This is a genomic window from Sphingomonas kaistensis, assembly GCF_011927725.1.
Classification (GTDB): domain Bacteria; phylum Pseudomonadota; class Alphaproteobacteria; order Sphingomonadales; family Sphingomonadaceae; genus Sphingomicrobium; species Sphingomicrobium kaistense.
The window spans coordinates 862,417-882,625 of record NZ_JAATJC010000001.1 but is presented as its reverse complement, the minus strand read 5'-3'; the positions used below and the strand labels follow the sequence as shown (position 1 = coordinate 882,625).

The 20,209-nt window shown below is 68.8% G+C and carries 16 protein-coding genes; 12 read left to right on the top strand and 4 right to left on the bottom strand.

Annotation, left to right across the window (positions count from 1 at the left end):
* Positions 1–4: 4 nt before the first annotated feature.
* Entirely contained in the window at positions 5–877 is an 873-nt protein-coding gene (gene lgt, locus GGQ97_RS04285) for a prolipoprotein diacylglyceryl transferase (protein ID WP_245197878.1), read from the bottom strand.
* Between the two features lie 72 nt (positions 878–949).
* On the opposite strand from lgt, the gene GGQ97_RS04280 reads away from it, so the two are divergent.
* The 6 genes from GGQ97_RS04280 to GGQ97_RS04255 are packed head-to-tail and all read left to right on the top strand — an operon-like array spanning position 950 to position 7,861.
* Positions 950–2,617: a class I adenylate-forming enzyme family protein gene (locus GGQ97_RS04280; protein ID WP_168067797.1), complete on the top strand. Its 1,668-nt coding sequence runs from the start codon at positions 950–952 to the stop codon at positions 2,615–2,617.
* Entirely contained in the window at positions 2,614–4,755 is a 2,142-nt protein-coding gene (locus GGQ97_RS04275) for a molybdopterin cofactor-binding domain-containing protein (RefSeq protein ID WP_168067796.1), read from the top strand. The genes GGQ97_RS04280 and GGQ97_RS04275 overlap by 4 nt, the downstream gene beginning before the upstream one ends.
* 5 nt (positions 4,756–4,760) lie before the next feature.
* Positions 4,761–5,768: a ferrochelatase gene (hemH, locus tag GGQ97_RS04270; protein ID WP_168067795.1), complete on the top strand. Its 1,008-nt coding sequence runs from the start codon at positions 4,761–4,763 to the stop codon at positions 5,766–5,768.
* A gap of 30 nt (positions 5,769–5,798) precedes the next feature.
* Entirely contained in the window at positions 5,799–6,521 is a 723-nt protein-coding gene (gene phbB / locus GGQ97_RS04265; protein ID WP_168067794.1) for an acetoacetyl-CoA reductase, read from the top strand.
* Between the two features lie 26 nt (positions 6,522–6,547).
* Positions 6,548–7,573: a glycosyltransferase family 2 protein gene (locus tag GGQ97_RS04260; protein WP_168067793.1), complete on the top strand. Its 1,026-nt coding sequence runs from the start codon at positions 6,548–6,550 to the stop codon at positions 7,571–7,573.
* A gap of 45 nt (positions 7,574–7,618) precedes the next feature.
* Entirely contained in the window at positions 7,619–7,861 is a 243-nt protein-coding gene (locus GGQ97_RS04255) for a ribbon-helix-helix domain-containing protein (RefSeq protein ID WP_168067792.1), read from the top strand.
* 1 nt (position 7,862) lies between these two features.
* Here the strand turns inward: GGQ97_RS04255 and GGQ97_RS04250 are convergent, their stop codons facing one another.
* The 3 genes from GGQ97_RS04250 to GGQ97_RS04240 all read right to left on the bottom strand — a co-directional run bounded on the left by GGQ97_RS04250 (position 7,863) and on the right by GGQ97_RS04240 (position 14,597).
* The gene (locus GGQ97_RS04250) at positions 7,863–8,714 is read right to left on the bottom strand and encodes an ATP-grasp domain-containing protein (protein ID WP_209022785.1); all 852 of its coding nucleotides are present in this window, start codon (positions 8,712–8,714) and stop codon (positions 7,863–7,865) included.
* An 8-nt stretch (positions 8,715–8,722) separates the two neighbouring features.
* Complete coding sequence (locus GGQ97_RS04245; protein ID WP_168067791.1) at positions 8,723–13,348, bottom strand: NAD-glutamate dehydrogenase; 4,626 nt, start codon at positions 13,346–13,348, stop codon at positions 8,723–8,725.
* 85 nt (positions 13,349–13,433) lie between these two features.
* Positions 13,434–14,597, bottom strand: a complete 1,164-nt coding sequence (locus GGQ97_RS04240; RefSeq protein WP_245197876.1) for a PAS domain-containing protein — start codon at positions 14,595–14,597, stop codon at positions 13,434–13,436.
* A 165-nt stretch (positions 14,598–14,762) separates the two neighbouring features.
* Here GGQ97_RS04240 and GGQ97_RS04235 point away from each other — a divergent pair, with 165 nt between their 5' ends.
* From GGQ97_RS04235 to GGQ97_RS04210, 6 genes are all read left to right on the top strand, one after another.
* The gene (locus tag GGQ97_RS04235; RefSeq protein ID WP_168067789.1) at positions 14,763–14,993 is read left to right on the top strand and encodes a KTSC domain-containing protein; all 231 of its coding nucleotides are present in this window, start codon (positions 14,763–14,765) and stop codon (positions 14,991–14,993) included.
* Between the two features lie 69 nt (positions 14,994–15,062).
* Positions 15,063–15,281, top strand: a complete 219-nt coding sequence (locus tag GGQ97_RS04230) for a hypothetical protein (RefSeq protein WP_168067788.1) — start codon at positions 15,063–15,065, stop codon at positions 15,279–15,281.
* 68 nt (positions 15,282–15,349) lie between these two features.
* Positions 15,350–16,639: a homogentisate 1,2-dioxygenase gene (gene hmgA / locus GGQ97_RS04225; protein WP_168067787.1), complete on the top strand. Its 1,290-nt coding sequence runs from the start codon at positions 15,350–15,352 to the stop codon at positions 16,637–16,639.
* Positions 16,636–17,913 (top strand): fumarylacetoacetase, encoded by a 1,278-nt coding sequence (gene fahA / locus GGQ97_RS04220; protein WP_168067786.1) that lies wholly within the window; start codon positions 16,636–16,638, stop codon positions 17,911–17,913. Before hmgA ends, fahA begins: the two co-directional genes overlap by 4 nt.
* 5 nt (positions 17,914–17,918) lie before the next feature.
* Positions 17,919–18,212, top strand: a complete 294-nt coding sequence (locus GGQ97_RS04215) for a GNAT family N-acetyltransferase (protein ID WP_209022784.1) — start codon at positions 17,919–17,921, stop codon at positions 18,210–18,212.
* Between the two features lie 92 nt (positions 18,213–18,304).
* A complete protein-coding gene (locus GGQ97_RS04210; RefSeq protein WP_168067784.1) occupies positions 18,305–20,131 on the top strand; it encodes an autotransporter domain-containing protein in 1,827 nt (608 codons plus the stop codon).
* The last annotated feature ends 78 nt before the right edge of the window (positions 20,132–20,209 follow it).

Here is a 20,209-nt window from a genome sequence, read left to right as displayed (position 1 = left end):
GGCGTCAGGCGATGCTCTCCTGCCCGGCGAAGCTCTCGACCCGCTGGCGCCGCCCCCTGGCGGTAGCCATCAGGTACAGCCCGCCGAGGATCATCGGCACGCACAGCCACTGACCCATGTGCAGCCCGGTCGCCTCGGCAAAGCCGCGCAGGTGATTGTCGGGCTCGCGGATGAATTCCAAGCCGAAGCGGAACACGCCGTAGAAGAACAGGAAGGCGCCGACGAGCATCCCCGGCTGGTAGCGGGCGCGGGTGCGCCAGAACATCACCGCGAGGATGACGAACAGCAGCAGGCCTTCCAGTGCCGCTTCATAGAGCTGGCTCGGATGCCGCGGCGGACCGAGCGTCACCACGCCGGCGATCACTTCGGGAAAGCGGACCGCCCAGGGGACATTGGTCGGCGCGCCCCACAATTCGGCGTTCACGAAATTCGCCAGGCGGCCGGTGAACAGACCGATCGGCACCACGCAGGCGACATAGTCGTGGATCCGGAGCCATTGCAGCTTCTGCTTCCACGCCAGGTAGATGATCCCGACGCTGGTACCCAGGACGCCGCCGTGGAAGCTCATGCCCCCGTCCCACAACTTGATGATCTCGAGCGGGTTCTCGAAATAGAATCCGGGCCGGTAGAACAGCACGTAGCCGAGCCGCCCGCCGAGGATCACGCCAAGCGAGGCGTAGAACACCAGGTCGTCGGCATGGCGCCGGGCCATAGGGGCGCCAGGCTGCTTAATCAGCTTCAGCAAGTACCCGTAGCCAAGGAAGATGCCGGCAAGATAGGCCAGGCTGTACCAGCGCAGCTCGAACACACCGAGGTCGAGCGCGACCGGACTGAGCCCGAGCTGGGTGAAGTCGATCGCTGCCACCATCAAGTTCATTACTGGTCTTTCCTCTTGGACCCGAGGTCTCATAAGGAGGAGCCAAGCAAAGGCCAAGGAGACGCGTGACCCATGCCGACCGAGCTCGACCAACGCTATGACGCCGTGTTCGCGGCCGTCACCGGGCCGGGGGGACGGATCGTGGTCGGCGAGGACGAGGCCGGCCGGCGGATTGTCGCCAACTTCCCGCCGACCCTGCCGGCCTTCTTCAAGGCCTTTTGCGCGCTGAACGGCGCGGTGGAAGCGGTGATCGCGGGCGAGGAGCGGCTGACCTTCGCCGACCTCGACCGCCTGTCCGACGACCTCGCCCGCGCGCTGGTCGCCCGCCACGGCATCGCCAAGGGCGACCGGGTCGGAATCGCCATGCGCAACTGCCCGAGCTGGATCGTCGCGCACATGGGTATCCTCAAGGCCGGCGGCATTTCCACGCTGTTGAACGGCTGGTGGCAAAGCGCCGAGATGAGCCATGCGCTCGACCTCACCGAGCCCAGGCTGATCATCGCCGACGAGCCCCGCGCCAAGCGGATCGCCGCGGCCTGCGGGCCGTGGCCGCTGGTCGCGCTGCCGATCGAGCGGCCGATCGCCGAGGCGCTGGCCCCGCTGACCGGTGGCGAAGCGAACCACGCCGACCTCCCCGCCATCGCGCCGGACGACGACGCCACCCTCCTGTTCACCTCCGGATCGACGGGTGAGGCGAAGGGCGCGCTGTCGACCCACATGGCGGTGGTCCAGGGCACTTACACCTACGCCACCAGCATCATGTGCCTGCTCGGCATCATGCAGAGCATGGGCAATCCACCAAAGAACCCGCCAAAGACACTGCTCAACGTGCCGCTGTTCCACGTCACCGGCGAGGTGCCGGTCCTGCTCAATAGCTTCGTCATCGGGCGCGGCATGGTGCTGATGCCCAAGTGGGACGCGGGCGAGGCGCTGCGGCTGATCGAGAAGGAAAAGATCACCTATTTCGTCGGCGTTCCGACCATGAGCCTCGAGATGATGAGCCATCCCGACCGCGACCGCTACGACCTCTCGACCCTGACCGACATCGCCGCCGGCGGCGCGCCGCGCCCGGTCGCGCACGTCCAGCGCCTCAAGGACAGCTTCGAGACCGCCCAGCCGGCGCTGGGCTATGGCCTGACCGAGACCAATGCGGTCGGCTGCGGCAATTACTGGGGCAATTACCTCGCCAAGCCGGCCTCCACCGGCCGCGCGCTGCCCTATGTCGACATCGCAATCCTCGGTTCCGGCGACGCTCACCTCCCCGGCGGCGAGATCGGCGAAGTAGCGATCCGCTCCGCCGCCAACATCAAGGGCTATTGGAAGAACCCCGAGGCGACCGTCGCCGCCTTCACCGCCGACGGCTTCTTCAAGACCGGCGACATCGGTTATCTTGATCCCGACGGCTACCTGTTCATCGTCGACCGCAAAAAGGACATCATCATCCGCGGCGGCGAGAATATCAGCTCGGCCGAGGTCGAGGCCGCCGTCTATGCCTGCGAGGCGGTGGCCGAAGCCGCGGTGTTCGGCGCGCCAGACGAAAGGCTGGGCGAGGTGCCGATCGCGGTGGTCCTTCCGGCCGAGGGCAGCGACCTCACCGAGGCCGACCTGCGCGCCTTCCTCGAGCCGCGCCTTGCCTCGTTCAAGGTGCCGGCGCGCTTCATCTTCGCGGCCGACAACCTGCCCCGGCTGGGCACGGGCAAGATCGACCGGGTCGCGCTCAAGGCCCAGTACGCGACTTGAAGGTCAGCCGCCGCACCCTGCTGGTCGGCACCGGAGCGGCCGCCGGGCTGGCGGTCGCCTGGAGCCTGTGGCCGCGTTCCGAGCCGGCAAGCCTCGCCGCCACCGACGAGGCACTGGCGCTCGGTCCCGGTGTCCTGATCGGGCGTGACGGCCGGCTGACGGTCGCCGTCCCGCAGGTCGAGACCGGGCAGGGCATCTGGACCGGCCTCGCCCAGATCGCGGCCGACGAACTCGGCGCTGCCTGGGAGACGGTCGGGGTCGCCCCGGCCCGTTCGGGCAGCCGGTGGGACAATGACCTGGCCGGGGAGCAGGGCTGGCTGGCCGGTGCGCGGCCGTGGCCTGGCGCGCCCGATCCGGGCCTCCTGCGGATCACCGCCGGCGCGACCTCGATCCGTGCGCTCGAACGGCCGATGCGCCAGGCGGCCGCCGCAGCCCGCACCCTGCTGATCGCCGAGGCCGCTTCGCGCTGGGGCGTGCGAGCCGCCGAATGCGACACCGGCGGCGGCTTCGTTCGCCACGAAGGCAAGTCGCTGCCCTTTGCTGCGCTGGTCGAAGGCGCGGCCGCCCGCTCGCTGCCCGGCGGCGACATCCCGCTTCGCGAAACACCCGGCGAGCTTGCCGGAAAACCCCTCTCCCGCCTTGATGCACAGCCAAAGGCGGAAGGCCGCCTGCGCTTTGCCGGCGATGTCCGCCTGCCCGGGCTGCTGCACGCCTCGGTCCGCGGCGCCGGGCGCGGCAGCGTGTCGCTCGATTCCCCGCCGCCTAGCGGGATCCGCTTTGAGAGCGGGACGGGCTGGGTTGCAGCGCTGGCCGACGACTGGTGGTCGGCCGACCGGGCCCTCGCCGCGGCGCGGGTGCGCGTCCTGGGCCCCGCTGGCGGCGACGATGCAGCGGTCGCCTCCGCGCTCGACCTCGCGCTGGCCGGCGACGACTATCAGCAGCTTCACGTCCTTGGCGACATCGAGGAAGTCTTTGCCGGGGTTCGCCCCCTCGCCGCCACCTACACCGCCGCGGCGCAGCTCCACGCCGACCTCGAGCCGCCGGGCGCCACTGCGCGGCTGAACGACGGCCTGCTCGAACTATGGGCCGCGACCCAGGCGCCCGAAGTCGCGCGCCGCGCGGGGGCCGAGGCCGCCGGTGTGCCCCTCGCCCAGACCCTGCTCTACCCGATGCCGGTCGGCGGCCAGGGCGGCGCCGCGCTCGAAGCGGGGATGGTGCCGGTCGCCGCCGCCCTCGCCCGCCGCACCGGCCGCCCGGTGCAGGTCACCGCAAGCCGGACCGAGCAGGTCCGCGGCGGCGCGGTTCGCTCCCCGCTCAAGGCTCGCCTGTTCGCCCGCCCCATGCCCGACGGCAGCATCGCCGGCTGGCGGATGCGGCTGGCCGGCGGCGACGGCACCGCCCACGCCTTCGCCCGGCTGCTCCGCACCGGCAGCGGCGGCCCCCGCCCATCGGCGCTCGCTCCGCTGCCTTACGGCATTCCCAATGTCGCGCTGGAGTTTGCCCCTGCCGACCTGCCCCTGCGCCTCGGCTATCACCGCGGCGAGCTGCACCCGGCGGTGACCTTCTTCACTGAAAGCTTCCTCGACGAACTGGCGCGGATCGGTGGCCGCGATCCGCTCAGCCAGCGCATGACGCTCCTTGCGGCGAACCCACGCCTGGCCCGCTGCCTGGTCCGCGCAACCGCGCTCGGCGGGTGGGACGGCGGCGGGCCCGGTAGCCAGATGGGCCTTTGCGCGTTCAGCGGCTATGGCAGCCACATTGCGGTGGTTGGACAGGCGCAAGTGGGAACGGGGGGCGAAGTGCAGGTGAGCCGGCTTGTGGCGGCGGTCGATTGCGGGCGGGTGGTCAACCCGGCGCTGGTCAAGGCCGAGGTCGAAGGCGGCATGCTTGCGGCCATCGCCCAGGCGACCGCCGCAGCCCCCTCCTTTCGCCATGCCCGGGTCCTCGGACCGCTCGAACCCTTGCTTCCGACACTCGCCGCCGCGCCCGAGATACTGGTCGAAGTGCTGGCTAGTGACGCCGCGCCCGGCGGTGCAAGCGGCCTCGGGTCGGCAGCTGCCCCCGCGGCTGTCGGCAACGCCCTGGCGGCTGCAACCGGACGTCGCTTGCGAAGCCTTCCCTTCGATCCGATGTCCTGAGGCTCATGCTTCCTCCTTCCGACCATCCCGTCCTTCCGCCGCGCAAGATCGGCGTGCTGCTGACCAACCTTGGCACCCCCGACGCGCCCGACGTGCCGGCGGTCCGCCGTTACCTGGCCGAATTCCTGTCCGATCCGCGGGTGGTCGAGATCCCCCGCGCAATCTGGAAGCCGATCCTCCACGGCCTGGTCCTGCGCACCCGTCCGGCCAAGTCCGCCCATGCCTATCAGCAGGTGTGGACCGAGGACGGCTCGCCGCTCGCCGCCATTACCCGGCGGCAGGCGCAGAAGCTGGCGCCGATGCTGGGCGAAGAGGTGATGGTCGACTGGGCGATGCGCTACGGCAATCCGTCGATCCCCGACCGGCTGGCGGCGCTCAAGGAGGCCGGTTGCGACCGCATCCTGCTGGCGCCGCTCTATCCGCAATATTGCGGGGCGACGACCGCCACCGCCAACGATTATGCCTTTCTGACCCTTGCCGGGATGCGCTGGCAGCCCGCCATTCGCACCCTTCCGCCCTATCACGACAATCCCGATTACATTGACGCGCTGCAGCGCGACATCGAGGCGCAGCTGGCGACGCTCGACTTCACGCCGCAGCGCCTCTTGCTGTCGTATCACGGCATGCCCGAACGCACCCTGCGCAAGGGCGACCCCTACCACTGCCAGTGCCGCAAGACCGCCCGGCTGCTGGCCGAGCGGCTGAGCCTCCCGGTCGACACCAGCTTCCAGTCGCGCTTCGGCCGCGACAAGTGGCTGGAGCCCGCCACCGACGAGGTGCTCAAGGCCTATCCGGCCCAGGGCGTCACCCGCATCGCCATCGCCGCGCCCGGCTTCTCCGCCGATTGCCTGGAGACGATCGAGGAGCTCGGAATCCGCGGCAAGGAGGAGTTCGAAGGCGCCGGCGGAACCCACTTCGCCCGGCTCGACTGCCTCAACGACCGCGACGAAGGCATGACAATGCTCGACGCGCTGATCCGCCGCGAGCTTGCGGGGTGGATTGCGCCTGCCTAGGCTCCCCCGCGAGGTTGGAGGAGAGTTCATATGGCGAGAGTGGCAATCGTGACCGGCGGCACGCGCGGGATCGGCGAGGCGATCAGCGTTGCACTGCAGGAGGCGGGAATGACCGTCGCCGCCAATTATGCCGGTAACGAGGAACGGGCGAAGGCCTTCACCGATCGCACCGGGATCCAGGCCTTCAAGTGGGACGTCAGCGACCACGACGCCTGCCTCGCCGGGGTCCGCCAGGTCGAGGAAGCGCTTGGGGCGGTGTCCGTGCTGGTCAACAATGCCGGCATTACCCGCGACACCACCATGAAGCGGATGGACCATGCCAAGTGGCAGGAGGTCATCGACACCAACCTTGGCGGTTGCTTCAACATGGCCAAGGCGGTGTGGGACGGAATGGTCGGCCGCGGCTACGGCCGGATCGTCAACATCGGCTCGATCAACGGCCAGGCCGGGCAGTACGGCCAGGTCAATTATGCCGCCGCAAAATCGGGCATCCATGGCTTCACCAAGGCGCTTGCGCAGGAAGGCGCGCGGGCCGGGATCACCGTAAACGCGATCGCGCCCGGCTACATCGACACCGACATGGTCGCTGCCGTTCCCGAGGACGTGCTGGGCAAGATCGTCGCCCGCATTCCCGTCAACCGGTTGGGACGGGCCGACGAAATCGCGCGGGGAGTCGCCTTCCTGGTCGATGAAAACGCCGGGTTCGTGACGGGGTCGACCTTGTCCATCAACGGCGGACAGCACATGTACTGACGAAGCCTGATGATCGGAGAGCCAGAATGAAGCTGTCGGTCGCGCTGGCGACATACAATGGCGCGGCCTTTATCGCCGAACAACTGGCGAGCCTGGCCGGCCAGACCCGGCTTCCGGACGAGCTGGTGATCAGCGACGACGGCTCGACCGATGCCACCCTCGAGATCGTGAAGGCGTTCGCCGCCGGCGCGCCCTTCCCGGTGGTCATCGCGCCCAAGTCCGAACGCCTCGGCTTCTCCGACAACTTCCTGTTCGCGGCCGAGCAGAGCAGCCACCAGCTGATCGCCTTCTGCGATCAAGACGACGTATGGCTGCCACGCAAGCTGGAGCTCGGCGCCGGCCGGGTGGAGGCCGACGACAGCATGCTGTCGCTGCACACGCTGACGGTGACCGACGAGCTGCTTCGGCCGACCGGCTTCGAATGGGATCAGGGCATCGAACGCGACGCCGTTCACCAAGCGCTGGAGCTCGACCCTTATGCCACCGGATGGGGGAACAGCATGGTGTTCCGCCGCGAACTGCTCCGCCTCGTCCCGCGCGAAGTCCGGCCGGGGCAGCCCAACGGGCGCGGCAAGCCGTTGTCCCACGACACCTGGATCTACATGCTGGCGGCGGCGTTCGGCCGCGTGTCGTGGCTGAAGCAGCCCCTTCTCCTTTACCGCCAGCACGGCGGCGCCGCGACCGTCAGCGCGCGCCCGCCGTCGCGGCGGAGCCTGCTCGGCCTCGCTCACGTACCGATCGAGGAATATCGCGCACAGGGCCTGATCAATGGCGAGATGGCGTCCCTCATGGCGGAGGCTGCGCAGCAGCCGGGACCGTTCCAGCAGGCCGCCAGCCTCGCCGCGGTCCGCTTCGGTCAGCGGAGCGAGCACTGGCGCGCCCGGGCCGCGATCTTCGACGCACCCTCGGTCGGCACCCGCGCGGCCGCCTACCGCAGCTTCCACCGCGATCATGCCGAGCGGCGCCACTGGGTCGGCGCGCACGTCAAGGACGTGGTGGTGGGGGTGCTTGGCCTCGGCCGTGCCGCCGCTCGCGAGGGCGGGTCGGCCTGACCCTTTGCCCTTGTCCGTCGCTCCTGCCGCTCACATCTAGGACTTGTGAACGAGATCCTCACCTACTCGCCGCCAGTGAAGCGTAGCGTGCTCATCCGCGGGCACCAGACCAGCATCAGCCTCGAGCCTCTGTTCTGGCGTGCGCTGGAGATCGCCGCGCGGGATTCCGCCATGCCGGTGAATGCCCTGGTGGCGGAGGTCGACGAGGCTCGCCTCAGGGTCAAGGAGCCGCCTAACCTTACCAGCGCGCTTCGGCAATGGCTGTTCGGGCGCGCGCTCGGGGACTGAGCTAGCGGGCGGCGCCCTGCAGGATCGCGGCGGCGAAGCGCGCGGAGCTGCCGGGTTCGCACTCCAGGAACAGCGCGGGCTCGATAAGTTCGAGTTCCATCAGCTGCAGTTCGCCGGTGGTGCCGCGGATGAGGTCGACCCGCGCATAGGTGGCAGCGGCGGGGGCTTCGGCCAGCGCGGCCTCGGCCAGGGCCAGTGCACCGTCCGGAAGCGCGGCGGCCTGCGTGGTTCCGCCATGATAGGGCTGGACCCGGAAATCGCCCGCCCTTGGTCGCTTGGCGACGCAATGCGAAAAGCGTCCGCCGAGCAGGATCAGGCTATATTCGCCTTCCTCGACCACCGAACCGAGCCATGGCTGGACCAGCATCCGGGCGCCGTGCACCTCGTCCGGCACCGGCTCGCCCGGTTTCAGCCGGAACGTGCCCCACGCCCCGGCCGACACCGGCGGCTTGATCACTACCTCGGCCGCGCCGAGCACGCCGTGCGCCGCCGCCAGCGCGGCCTCGTTCAGATGGTCGACCTCAAGCGTCGGCACCGCGGCGATGCCTTTCGCCTCCAGTTCGCGCAGATAGGCCTTGTCGCTGTTCCAGCGCAGCAGCCGCGGCGGGTTGAGCATCGGCCAGCCTTCCGCCTCCGCCCGGTCGAGGAAGGCGAGCCATTCGGCATGGCGCAGGTGATAGCCCCATGCGACCAGCGGAAGCACCAGGTCGAACCCGGCAGGTCCCTCGAACCCGGTCCACGGAATACCCACCACGTCGGCGCCCGCCGCCCTGAGCGCATCGGCCTGGTTGTCGAACGCCCAATCGAAGTCGGCCCCATAATCGGGCGCCGGGGTGAGCATCGCGATCCGCATGGCCGACCCTAACGCGACAGCAGGATCCGAGCCTGGCTCGCGATCTGCGCCAGCATCGGAACGCTGACCGCACCCCCGCCACGCGCCCGCGTGACCAGGCGGCGGAACTGCTCGATCCGCTTCTCCTGCCGCTCGGCCCAGCGTTCGACCGCCTGGACCGGGTCATCGCCGCGGGTGCGCGACAGCCAGTCGATCCGAAGCTGCTCGAACTCCTTGAGCAGGCCCGCCACCAGCAAGCGCTCCCACTGGTCGACCGGCTGCAACCGCAGCGCCTGGCTCTGCGCCCAGTCGATGCCCAGCGCCTCGCCGATGCGGACATAGGCATGGGTCAGTTCGAGCGCGTCGATCTCCTTGCGCTCGGACAGTGCAGCGATACCGAACACGCCGTCGAGTTCGTACAGCTTGACCAGCCCGCGCACGATCGCATCGCCCGCGCCAAGCGCCTCGAGCGAGCCGTGCAACGCGACGGCCTGCGCCTTGACCTCGTCACGGATGATCGAGCGCGCGGCGACGTCGATCTTGTTGAGCCCCGGTTCCAGCAAAGCGACCAGTTCGGACACGCTGGTTTCGCCGCCCGCCGCGCGAAGGATGTCGCTCATGTGGCTGCGCACGCTTTGCGCGGCCATCGCGAACAGGTCGAGCCGGACCGCTTCGCTGACCGGCGCATCCTCAATTCGCTGCCACAGGAGGTCGAGCTTGAGCAGCCGTTCGGCGGTGAGGAAGGCCGCGACGACCTGCGCCAGTGAGCTTCCTTCTTCCTCGGTCAGGTCGAGCGCGACACTTGGCCCCAGCCGATTGACGAAGCGATTGGCGACCTTGGTGGCGATGATCTCGTTGCCGAGCCGGTGGCGGAGCAGCGCCTCCCGGTGCGCCTCGCGAAGCGGCGCCGGGAACGCCGCCAGCAGTTGCTCCTGCATCATCGGCTCTTCGGCCAGCCGCAGTTCTTCGGCTGCGTCCTGCAGGCTGAGCTTGGCGAGGCTGAGCAGGACCGACAGCTCCGGACGGGTCAGGCCGCGATTGTCGCCGACCCGGCGGAGCAGTTCGTCGCTGCTCTCCAGCCCCTCGACCCGGCGGTCGAGCCGCCCGGCCGCTTCCAGCAGTTCCAGCGTGCGGACCTGAACCGGAAGCCCGGCCGCACCGCTCCGCTCGGCGACCGACAGCGCCAGCGTCTGGCGGCGGTTGTCGTCGAGCACCAGTTCGCCGACTTCGTCGGTCATCCTGGCCAGAAGTTCGTTGCGCGCTTCCAGCGTCAGGCGCCCTTCCAGCATTTCCTGGTTGAGCGGGATCTTGATGTTGACCTCATTGTCCGAACAATCGACGCCGGCCGAATTGTCGATGAAGTCGGTGTTGCAGCGACCGCCGAGCTCGCTGAACTCGATCCGCGCGGCCTGCGTGATCGCAAGGTTGGCGCCTTCGCCCAGCACCTTGGCGCGGAGGTCGGCGGCGTCGACGCGAAGCGCGTCATTGGCTGGATCGCCGACTGCGCTGTTGGCCTGCGCACGCGATTTCACATAGGTGCCGATCCCGCCGAACCACATCAGCCCGACCGGGGCCTTGAGGATCGCGCTGATCAGCCCGGCGGGGTCGAACGCGCCCGGTGCGACGCCGATCGCGGCAGCCGCCTCCGGGGTCAGCACGATCTCCTTCTGGCTGCGCGGCACGATCATCGCGCCCGGGCTCAGCCTGGAGCGGTCGTAATCGTCCCAGCTCGACCGCGGCAGCGCGAACAGGCGGTTGCGCTCTTCCCAGCTCGTCGCCGGATCAGGGGTCGGGTCGATGAAGATGTGCCGGTGGTCGAACGCCGCGACCAGCTGGATTGCCTTGGACAGCAGCATGCCGTTGCCGAACACGTCGCCCGACATGTCGCCGCAACCCGCCACCGTGACCGGCTCCGACTGGATGTCGATGCCCATTTCCAGGAAGTGGCGCTGGACACTGATCCACGCGCCCTTGGCGGTGATCCCCATCGCCTTGTGGTCGTAGCCGTTGGACCCGCCGCTGGCGAACGCATCGCCAAGCCAGAAGCCACGCTCCAGCGCGATGGCGTTGGCGACGTCGGAGAAGGTCGCGGTGCCCTTGTCGGCGGCGACCACGAAATAGGGATCGTCGCCGTCGTGCACGACCACGCCGTCCGGGTGCACGACCTTGCCCTCGACGATGTTGTCGGTGACCGACAGCAGCGAGCGGATGAAGATCCGGTAGCTTTCCGTCCCTTCGGCCAGCCACGCTTCGCGGTCGGTCGCGGGCGAGGGCAGGTGCTTGGGATAGAAGCCGCCCTTGGCGCCGGTCGGCACGATCACTGCATTCTTGACCAGCTGCGCCTTCATCAGGCCGAGGATCTCGGTGCGGAAATCGTCGCGCCGGTCGGACCAGCGAAGCCCACCGCGGGCGACCGGGCCGCCGCGCAGGTGGATGCCCTCGACCCGCGGGCTGTAGACCCAGATTTCGCGATAGGGGATCGGCGCCGGCAGGCCCGGGATCCGCGTCGGATCGAGCTTGAAGGCCAGCGCTTCGTCGGGCTGCGGCGAAAAGGCATTGGTCCGGAGCGTCGCTTCGACCACGCTGCGGAACAGGCGCAGGATGCGGTCGTCGTCGATCGACTTGACCCCGTTCAGTGCGGCCTCGAACGCAGCGCGCTCGGCCTCGACCGCTGCCTTGCGGCCTTCGCGGGACGGGTCGTGCGCGGCAGTGAACCAGCTGACCAAAGCGCGGGTCGCGGCCGGGGTCCGCTTCAGCGCGTCGACCATGGTCACGAGGCCGTAGGCGACGCCGGTCTGGCGCAGGTAACGGAACCAGGCGCGAAGCCACACCACCGGCTGCGGATCGAGCCCGGCGAACAGCACCAGCTGGTTGAACTCGTCATCCTCGGCATGACGCTGGAGGACGGCGCCGATCGCGCCCTCGATCACGTCGGTGCGTGCGAGCAGGTCGTCGGGGTCGGCCCCGGCGAGCTCGAGTCGGAAGTCGTGGATGTGGCCGAGCCGGCTGTCCTCGCCGAGCGCGGTGGGGCGCTCCTCGATCACGCGGAAGCCGAAGTTCTCGAACACCGGGACGGCCTCGGACAGCGGTACCAGGCCGCCCGAACGATAGAGCTTGAGGCGCAACTGGCCCGGACGGTCCGAGGCTTCGCGGTACAGCCGCACGTCGCGATCGTCCGCTCCCTCCAGCGCGCACAGGCGGAGGATGTCGGACGCCGCTTCCTCGGCGGTGGCGCGGCTGCGGTAATCCTCGGGAACTCCCGGCAGGTAGGTCAGCGCAAGGCGGATCGCGCGGCCGCTTCCGACCCGCTCGCCGAGCTCGGCCTCGACCGCGGGGGCCCAGCCGCGCACCATGTCGACCAGATGCTCATCGAGCTTGGCGACATCGGGCAACGGGCGCGAGGCGGCAAAGCCGAGGGTCAGACGGATCAGCGCCAGGTCGCCATCGCCAAGCTCGACCGCCCAGCTGGTGACCGAGGACAGCACCGCTTCCTCGATCATCTTCTGGATCGCCAGGCGGCGGGTGGTGCTGAGCTCGTCGCGCGGCAGCCAGACGAAGGCGAACAGGTGGCGATGAAGCGCGCCGGGAAGCAGCAAGAGGGCCGGGCGCGGACGGTCGGCAAGGCTCATCGCGGTCAGCGCCGCGGCCCGCACCTCGCGCTCGCCGAACGAGATCAGCAGGTCGGGCGGCAGGGTCGACATGGCATGGGCAAGCGCCTTCGCGCCATGGCTTGCCGGGGCAAAGCCAAGCTCGCGGTCAAGCTCGGCAAGCCGGCCGCGCACGACCGGGATCTCGGCCGGCGACGAGCGCAGTGCGGCGCTGGTCCACAGGCCGGCGTGAAGCGACAGCGAGCCATCGTCGCGGCGTACCACCACCACGTCGAGCGGCACCCGGCGGTGCACCGGCGACAGGCGGTCGGCCTTGAGCAGGAGCACCCGGCGATGATCGTCACGCAGCGCGTCGACCAGCCCGCGCAGGTCCTCGCTGCTCCACAGGTCGATGCCGTCCGCCGACAGGATGCCGCGTCCTTCGCCGACCGAACCGTCGGCCGCGATCAGCTTGTGGCCGAGCAGGGTGAAATTGTTGCTTGCAAGCCAGTCCAGCAGCGCGCCGCTTTCGGCGTCGGAGCGGGCGATCTGAAGGGCGTCCTCACGCATGGTGGCGAGCATCGCCTGCCAGTCGCCGACCGCCGCGCGGACCGAAGCGAGCACGGCCTCGATCTCCTGCACCAGCTCATGCCGGCCGCGCGCATCGGCACGGTCCAGTTCGACGTAGATGATCGATTCCGGATTGCCCTTGCCGAGGGCGACCAGCCGCTCGCCGTCGCGCGTCGCGCTGACGATCGGGTGCAGAAGGCGCCGCACGGTCAGGCCGTGGCCGGCGATCACCGCCGCGACGCTGTCGACCAGGAACGGCATGTCGTCGTTGACGATGACCAGGCGCATCAGCCGGCGGGCGGATTCGCCCCCGACCGACTGCAGCTTGAGCGCGATCTCGCCGGGGCGCCGCTCCGCTGCGGCTTCGGCGATAAAGGCGGCCGCATCGGCCTGCTCGTCCGGTGTGAACCCCTCGGTCTCACCGGGCAGGGCACCATCGACAAGCGCTTGGGAAAAGGTATCCGCCATCGCTGCGGACACGCGGGGGTCAGCCGCCATCACTCTTTACGCTCCCATTGAGAATTGGGGCGCGTCTAGACCCGGGCACCTCGGGTCACAACCCCGCGGCGCCGGTCGCGGGCCGTCAGCTGAGGTGGCGGAAGGCCTTTTCGAGCAGGTTGAGATCGGGAACCGCGCAGACCGGCTCGACCTTGCCGGTGGCGTCACGGCGGACCAGCACAAGCGTGAATTCGTCGTTTCCGGCAAGCGCGCTGAGCGGTTGCGCATTGGCCGCGCGAAGCAGGACGCGGGCCTTGTCGGCGCGATTGTCGCTGCGCCGATCGGGCCGGCGGGCGTCGCGCTCGGCCGCGACCAGCCCTTTGAGGCTGCCGGGAAATTGTTCGATAAAGGGAAGGAAGCCCTCGAAATCGACCTCGCAGCGCTCGGCATGGGCAAGGGCTGCGGCGAATTCGGTCAGCCGCGCCTTGTCGTAATCGGCACCGAACACGAGCTTGACGATCGGCGTCATCGGCGCGCGGGCCTGCGACTTGATCCCGGCGTCGTCGAGCAGCTCGGCATAATCGTCCGGCACGCGCCGGCTCGCGACCGCGAAATCATAGGCCAGCGACAGCGCGCGATAGAGCGCCGCGCGGCTCCGTCCGTCGGCGGCCTTCAGCACCTCGACCGTTTCGCGCGCGGCGGACAGGCGGTCGGCAAGACCGGCATCCTCGCCCAGCACGGGCGGCGCGTCCTCCGCTTCCGGCTCGATCCCGTCGACGAGGTCGAGGACGTCGTCCTCCGCGACCAGCGTCAGGACCGGTGTCGGCGCGGCGATGCCGTCCTTCCAGTTGATCACGCCATAGATGAAGTCGATCGTTTCCCCGTCCGAGGAGAAGGGCATCAGGATTCCGCGGTAACAGATGTCGTGCCCGCGCTGGTTGGTGAATTCCGCCTCGAACCCGATCGGGGCGCGATTGGCGACGATCTGCAGCCAGTGATCGGTCAGCCGGCTGAGCAGCGAGCGCGGCGGCACGTCGGCGATGGTCTGGACCTCGTCGCCGATCTCGCATTCGGCGCGCAGTGCGGCGCCGATGAAGCTGGTGACCGGATTGTCCGAACTGGCGGTGAAGTCGAGCAACAGGCTGTGGTCGGCAAAGTCCGACACGTCGCGCCCGTCGAGATCCTCGATCGAGGGAAAGTCGCGGCCGGCCAGCAGCGAGCTCCAGTAATTGTAGGCGCGCACGTGCATGCGGCGCTCGTCGGTGCCGATCGCGACCGCCGGGTCGTCCTGTTCATGATCCGCAATCATGCCTGCTGCAAAGCTGCCGTCCATGCGTCCGCCATTACCCCCATTAAGGATGCAATTAGACCCAACGCAATTACCAAGCGGTTAAGCATAGCGGTTCGACTCGCGTTTGAATCCCTTCATCGCACGCGGCGAGTCTCGCTGCGCCGCGCGGCGTTGGCGCCCTTGATGGACAGCAGCCTCATCGTCGGCGCGCTTTACTGGCCGGAGCATCGGGCGCTCGAACTCAGCCTCGCGACCGGGCGCCGCTATCTGTATCTCGGCGTGCCGGCCGAGGTGGCGGAGGAATTCGCCGCCGCATCGTCCAAGGGTGCCTACTTCAATCGCGCCATCCGCGGCCGCTTCGATTGCCATCCCTTGCGCGACGCCGATGCCGAGAAGCGCGCGGTTAACCACTAAACCGACGTCGCACAGGAACGGTTCGTCGCTCGCAGCGTTCGTTTCGCCACAACAATCAAGGGGAATGACATGGCCGATCTCAATCGCGATGGAATCGATGATGGCCCGGTGGTCGAGCGTACCACGGTGGTGAACACGGGCGGCGGCGGCGGAAGCAGCGGCCTGATTGCGGTCATCGTGCTGCTGGCGGTGCTGGCGATCGGCTACCTTCTTTATTCGAACGGCACGTTCGGCGGCTCCAAGACCGAGATCAAGGTGCCCGATTCGATCAACGTCAACGTCAACTGATCCTTCGGGCGGGGGCGGGCGGCTGGTCGCAGCTTCCCTCCCCCGCCCCTCCGGCCTAAAGCCGGTCCATGCTGACCAGCTCCTCTCCCGCCTATGTGGCCGGCTTCGGTGGGCATCATGCCACCGAGGCAGTGCCCGGCGCCCTGCCCAAGGGCCGCAACTCTCCCCAGCGCCCGGCCTTCGGCCTCTACACCGAGCAATTGTCGGGCACCGCCTTCACCCTGCCACGGCACGAGAACCGCCGCTCCTGGCTGTACCGCCTGCGCCCGAGCGCGGACCACCGGCCGTTCGCTCCCTACGAGGGCGCGGCAGGATTGGAATGCCGCGCCTCGGGGCCGCTTGCCCCCAACCGCCTGCGCTGGGACCCGCTGGCCGAACCCGCCCCCGGCACCGACTTCATCGACGGCCTGACCACCGCCGTTTTCAACCGCTCGCCGGCCGAACTGGAGGGCGTGGCGGTGCACCTCTATGCCGCCAACAGGGAGCGGCTCGACCGAGTGTTCGTGTCCGCCGACGGCGAATTGCTGGTCCTTCCGCAGGAGGGCCGGCTCGACCTGCTGACCGAGCTTGGCCGGATCGAAATCGCGCCCGGGCAGATCGCGCTGATCCCGCGCGGCGTCCGGTTCAAGATCGCGCTGCCCGACGGCTCGGCGCGCGGCTACCTCGCCGAGAATTACGGGGCGCCGTTCCGCCTTCCGGACCTCGGGCCGATCGGCGCGAACGGCCTTGCCAACCCGCGCGATTTCGAAACGCCGGTCGCCTGGTTCGAGGATCGCGACGAGCCGACCGAGATGATCCAGAAATATGGCGGCAAACTGTGGAAGACGACGCTCGACCACAGCCCGCTCGACGTGGTCGCATGGCACGGCAATCTCGCGCCCTGCCGCTACGACCTGGCGCACTTCAACGCGATCGGCACCGTCAGCTTCGACCATCCCGACCCGTCGATTTTCACCGTCCTGACCTCGCCCTCGCACATGGTCGGCCGCGCCAATGTCGACTTCGTCATCTTCCCGCCGCGCTGGATGGTGGCCGAGGACACTTTCCGCCCGCCGTGGTTCCACCGCAACGTGATGAGCGAATGCATGGGGCTGCTGACCGGCGCCTACGATGCCAAGGCCGAAGGCTTCCAGCCCGGCGGCCTCAGCCTCCACAACATGATGAGCGGGCACGGCCCCGACGTCGAAACCTGGCGCAAGGCGAGCGAGGCCGAATTGAAACCCCACAAGATCGACGGGACCATGGCGTTCATGGTTGAAAGCTGCTGGCCGTTCGAGGTGCCGGAAGGAGCATTGAGCCGCGCGCAGCCCGATTATGACGCGGCCTGGGCCGACTTCCCCAAGGCGCGCCTGCCATGAGGATCGACGACACCCACGATCCCGCGCGCACCAGCTGGGTCGACAGCGCCAATGGCCACCTCGACTTCCCGGTGCAGAACCTGCCCCTGTGCATCTTCTCCAGCGAGGGGCGCGAGCGGGTGGCGGGGGTCGCGATCGGCGATTTCCTGGTCGACCTGCCGGCGATCGCCGAGGCGCTCGGCGATGTCTGGGTAGAGGAGCTGCGCCAGCCAGTTCTGAACGCCTTCCTGGCACTCGGCCGCGGCCCGCGCGTCGCGCTTCGCCAGCGATTGTCTCAACTGCTGTCCGACGAGACCTATCGCGATGCGGTCGATCCCGCGCTGATCGGCCAGTCGGAAGCGACCATGCACCTGCCGACCATCATCGGCGACTACACCGACTTCTACGTCGGCATCCATCACGCGACCAATGTCGGCAAGCAGTTTCGCCCCGACAATCCGCTGCTTCCCAACTATAAATATGTGCCGATCGGCTATCACGGCCGGGCTTCCAGCGTCCGCGTATCGGGCCAGCCGGTGGTGCGCCCGAGCGGGCAGCGCAAGCCGCCGGAGGCCGATGCGCCGGTGTTCGGTCCGTCGCGCCGGCTCGACTATGAACTGGAGCTCGGCGTCTGGATCGGCCCGGGCAATGCGCTGGGCGAGGCGATCCCGATCGACGAGGCCGAGGAGGCGATCGCCGGCTATTGCCTGCTCAACGACTGGTCGGCGCGCGACCTGCAGGCGTGGGAATATCAGCCGCTTGGCCCGTTCCTGGCCAAGAACTTCCTGACCAGCGTGTCGCCGTTCGTGGTGACGCCCGAGGCGCTGGCGCCGTTCATGGTCGATGGCTTCGCGCGGCCGGAAGGCGACCCGGAGCCCCTGCCCTATCTCTCCGGCGGGTCGGCCAGGCCGGGCCTCGGCCTGACCGTGGGCGCGGCCTTGACCACGCAGGCGATGCGCGACGCCGGCATGGCGCCGCATCGCCTGAGCCAGGGCCAGGCGAGCGATGCGATGTACTGGACGGTGGAGCAGATTATCGCCCATCACAGCTGCAACGGCTGCAATCTCCAGCCCGGCGACCTGATCGGGACCGGCACGCTGTCGACCGCCGCGTCCGACGGGCTGGGATCGCTGCTGGAGATCAGCAAGGGCGGCAAGGAGCCGCTGACCTTGCCGACCGGGGAGACCCGCAGCTTCCTCGAGGATGGCGACGAACTGGTGCTGACCGCACGGGCCCAGGCCGACGGCTTCGTCCCGATCGGGCTCGGCGAATGCCGCGGGCTGGTGGTCGGATGAGAGAGGTGATCCGCAACGAGGCCGCCGGACGCTTCGAGCTCCGGCTCGACGACGGCCACGTCGCCTTTGCCGATTATCGGCTGCGCGACGGCAAGGTGCTGTTCCCGCACACCGTGGTGCCCCCGCATCACGAAGGCCAGGGTATCGGGTCGGCCATCGCCAAGGCGTCGCTCGACTGGGCGCGGGACGAAGGCTTGCAGGTCGTCCCCGCCTGCAGCTTCTACGCCACCTACATGAAGCGTCATCCGGAGTTTCACGACCTCCTCGACGCCGACCATCGCGAGCGGCTCGGGCTCTAGCCTCACTGTTGCGCCGCGGCCACTTGTCACCGCGCGGCCAGCGAAGGCATAGCTGTGTCCTGGGGCCATGTTTGGCCGGGGAGGAAACACACATGATTCAGCGTCTTGGCGCTCGCGCCCTGCTCGGGGCCACTGCCGCACTCGCACTCGGGTTCGCGGCTCCCGCCGATGCCCAGCGCATCACCCGTATCGTGGCGTTCGGCGACAGCTATGCCGACACGGGCAACCTGTTCCGGCTGACCGGGCTCAACCCGGCGACCTTCCAGGGCGGGATCTACCCGACCGGGCGCTTCTCGGGCGGAACGAACTATATCGACACCTTGTCGCTGCTGCTTGGCGCGCCGGTCGAGAATTTCGCCATTGGCGGTGCAAGCGCCGTTCGCGGTGCCCCGGCGACCACGTTCGATTTCCAGTTCGAGGTCGACAATTTCCTCAATGTCGGAACGCAGGCCAGCGCTTTCCCCAATGGCGTTCCGACCTTTGGCCGGGGCGACCTTCTGACCGTGTCGATCGGTGGCAACGACGCGCGCTACTTCCAGCAGGGCCTCTACGGCAGCTTCACGGTGAACGACGCGATCGCCGCGAGCCGGACCCAGCTTGACCGGCTGGTCGCGGCTGGCGCGCCGACCATCAGCTTCCTTGCCGGCAACACCGCGTTGCTGCCGGAAGTCGCCACCAATCCGTCGGCCCAGGCGGTCCGCAACACCTTCTCGACCACCTACAACAATGCGCTGCAGCAGACGCTTGCCGGCTATGCGTCGCGCGGCGTGGTGGTCCACTATCTCGACCTCAGCGCGGTGCTCGGATCGATCCAGGCCAATGGCGCGGCCTATGGCCTGCCCAACGGCGTCGTTTGCGCACCGACCCAGGCCAATGTGCTGAGCGGCTGCGACGGCTACCTGTTCTACGTCGACGCCCTGCACCTCAGCTCCGACGGCTTCGCAGTGGTCGGGCAATATGTGCAGCGCCAGCTGCAGGCGCCGCTCAATCTCGGCGCGACCAGCGACCTGGCGCTCGACCAGGCACGCCAGTTCGGCCGGACCCTCAACAGCCGGATGGACCTCGGTTCGCCGCGCGACGGCGAGGTGCTGGAAGGCGCCCGCCTGTTCGTGATGGGCGACAGCTTCAGCCGCGACATCGAGAACAGCTTTGTCACCGATGCCTTCGACGTCGACAGCGTCGGCGCCACCGCCGGGGCCGAATTCGGCTTCGGCGGCAACGGCCTGATCGGCTTCGCTGCCGGCATCAGCCGCGGCAAGGCCAGGCTGGCCAACAATAGCGCCCGCCTCAACGGCAACAGCTGGCAGGGCGGCATCTACGCCGCCTACGCGCTCGGCCCGGTCTTCGCGCAGGGCCATGCCGGGTACGGCCGCACCGATTATGACATCCGCCGCGCGGCGGTGATCGATACGCTGACCGCCGAGCCCGAGGGCAGTCACCTGATCGCCGGTGCCAAGGTCGGTTTCCTGGCCAATGTCGGGCCGCTCCGGGTCGGCCCGGTCGCGTCGATCGACTACGCCCGGGCCAAGGTCGACGGCTATACCGAAACCGGTGACGGCGCCCTTCGCCTCAACGTCGGGTCGCAGCGCTATTCGGCGCTGGTCGGCGGCGCAGGCCTCGAGCTTCGCGGCGACTTCTCCGCCGGCGGAAGCAGCCTTCGTCCCTATGCCGCGGCGATGCTCGAAAAGGACTTCGACGGCGACAGCCGCACCCTGGTCTTCTCGCAGGTGTCGAGCCCGACCATCGTCAACCGCTTCAGCCTGGGTGAGCGCGACACCGGCCTCTACACCCGCTTCTCGGGCGGTGCCTCGGCCCAGATCGCCCGTAACATCCAGCTCGACGTTGCCGGAAGCACCACCGCCGGCAAGGACCAGGGTAACGAAGTAAGCGTCCACGGCGGCGTCCGGGTCGGCTTCTGAGCCGCTAAACCGTCAACCGCGGCGGGGGCGTGGCTTGCGCTCCGCTCCCGCCGCGGCATGATGGCCCCCGATCCATGG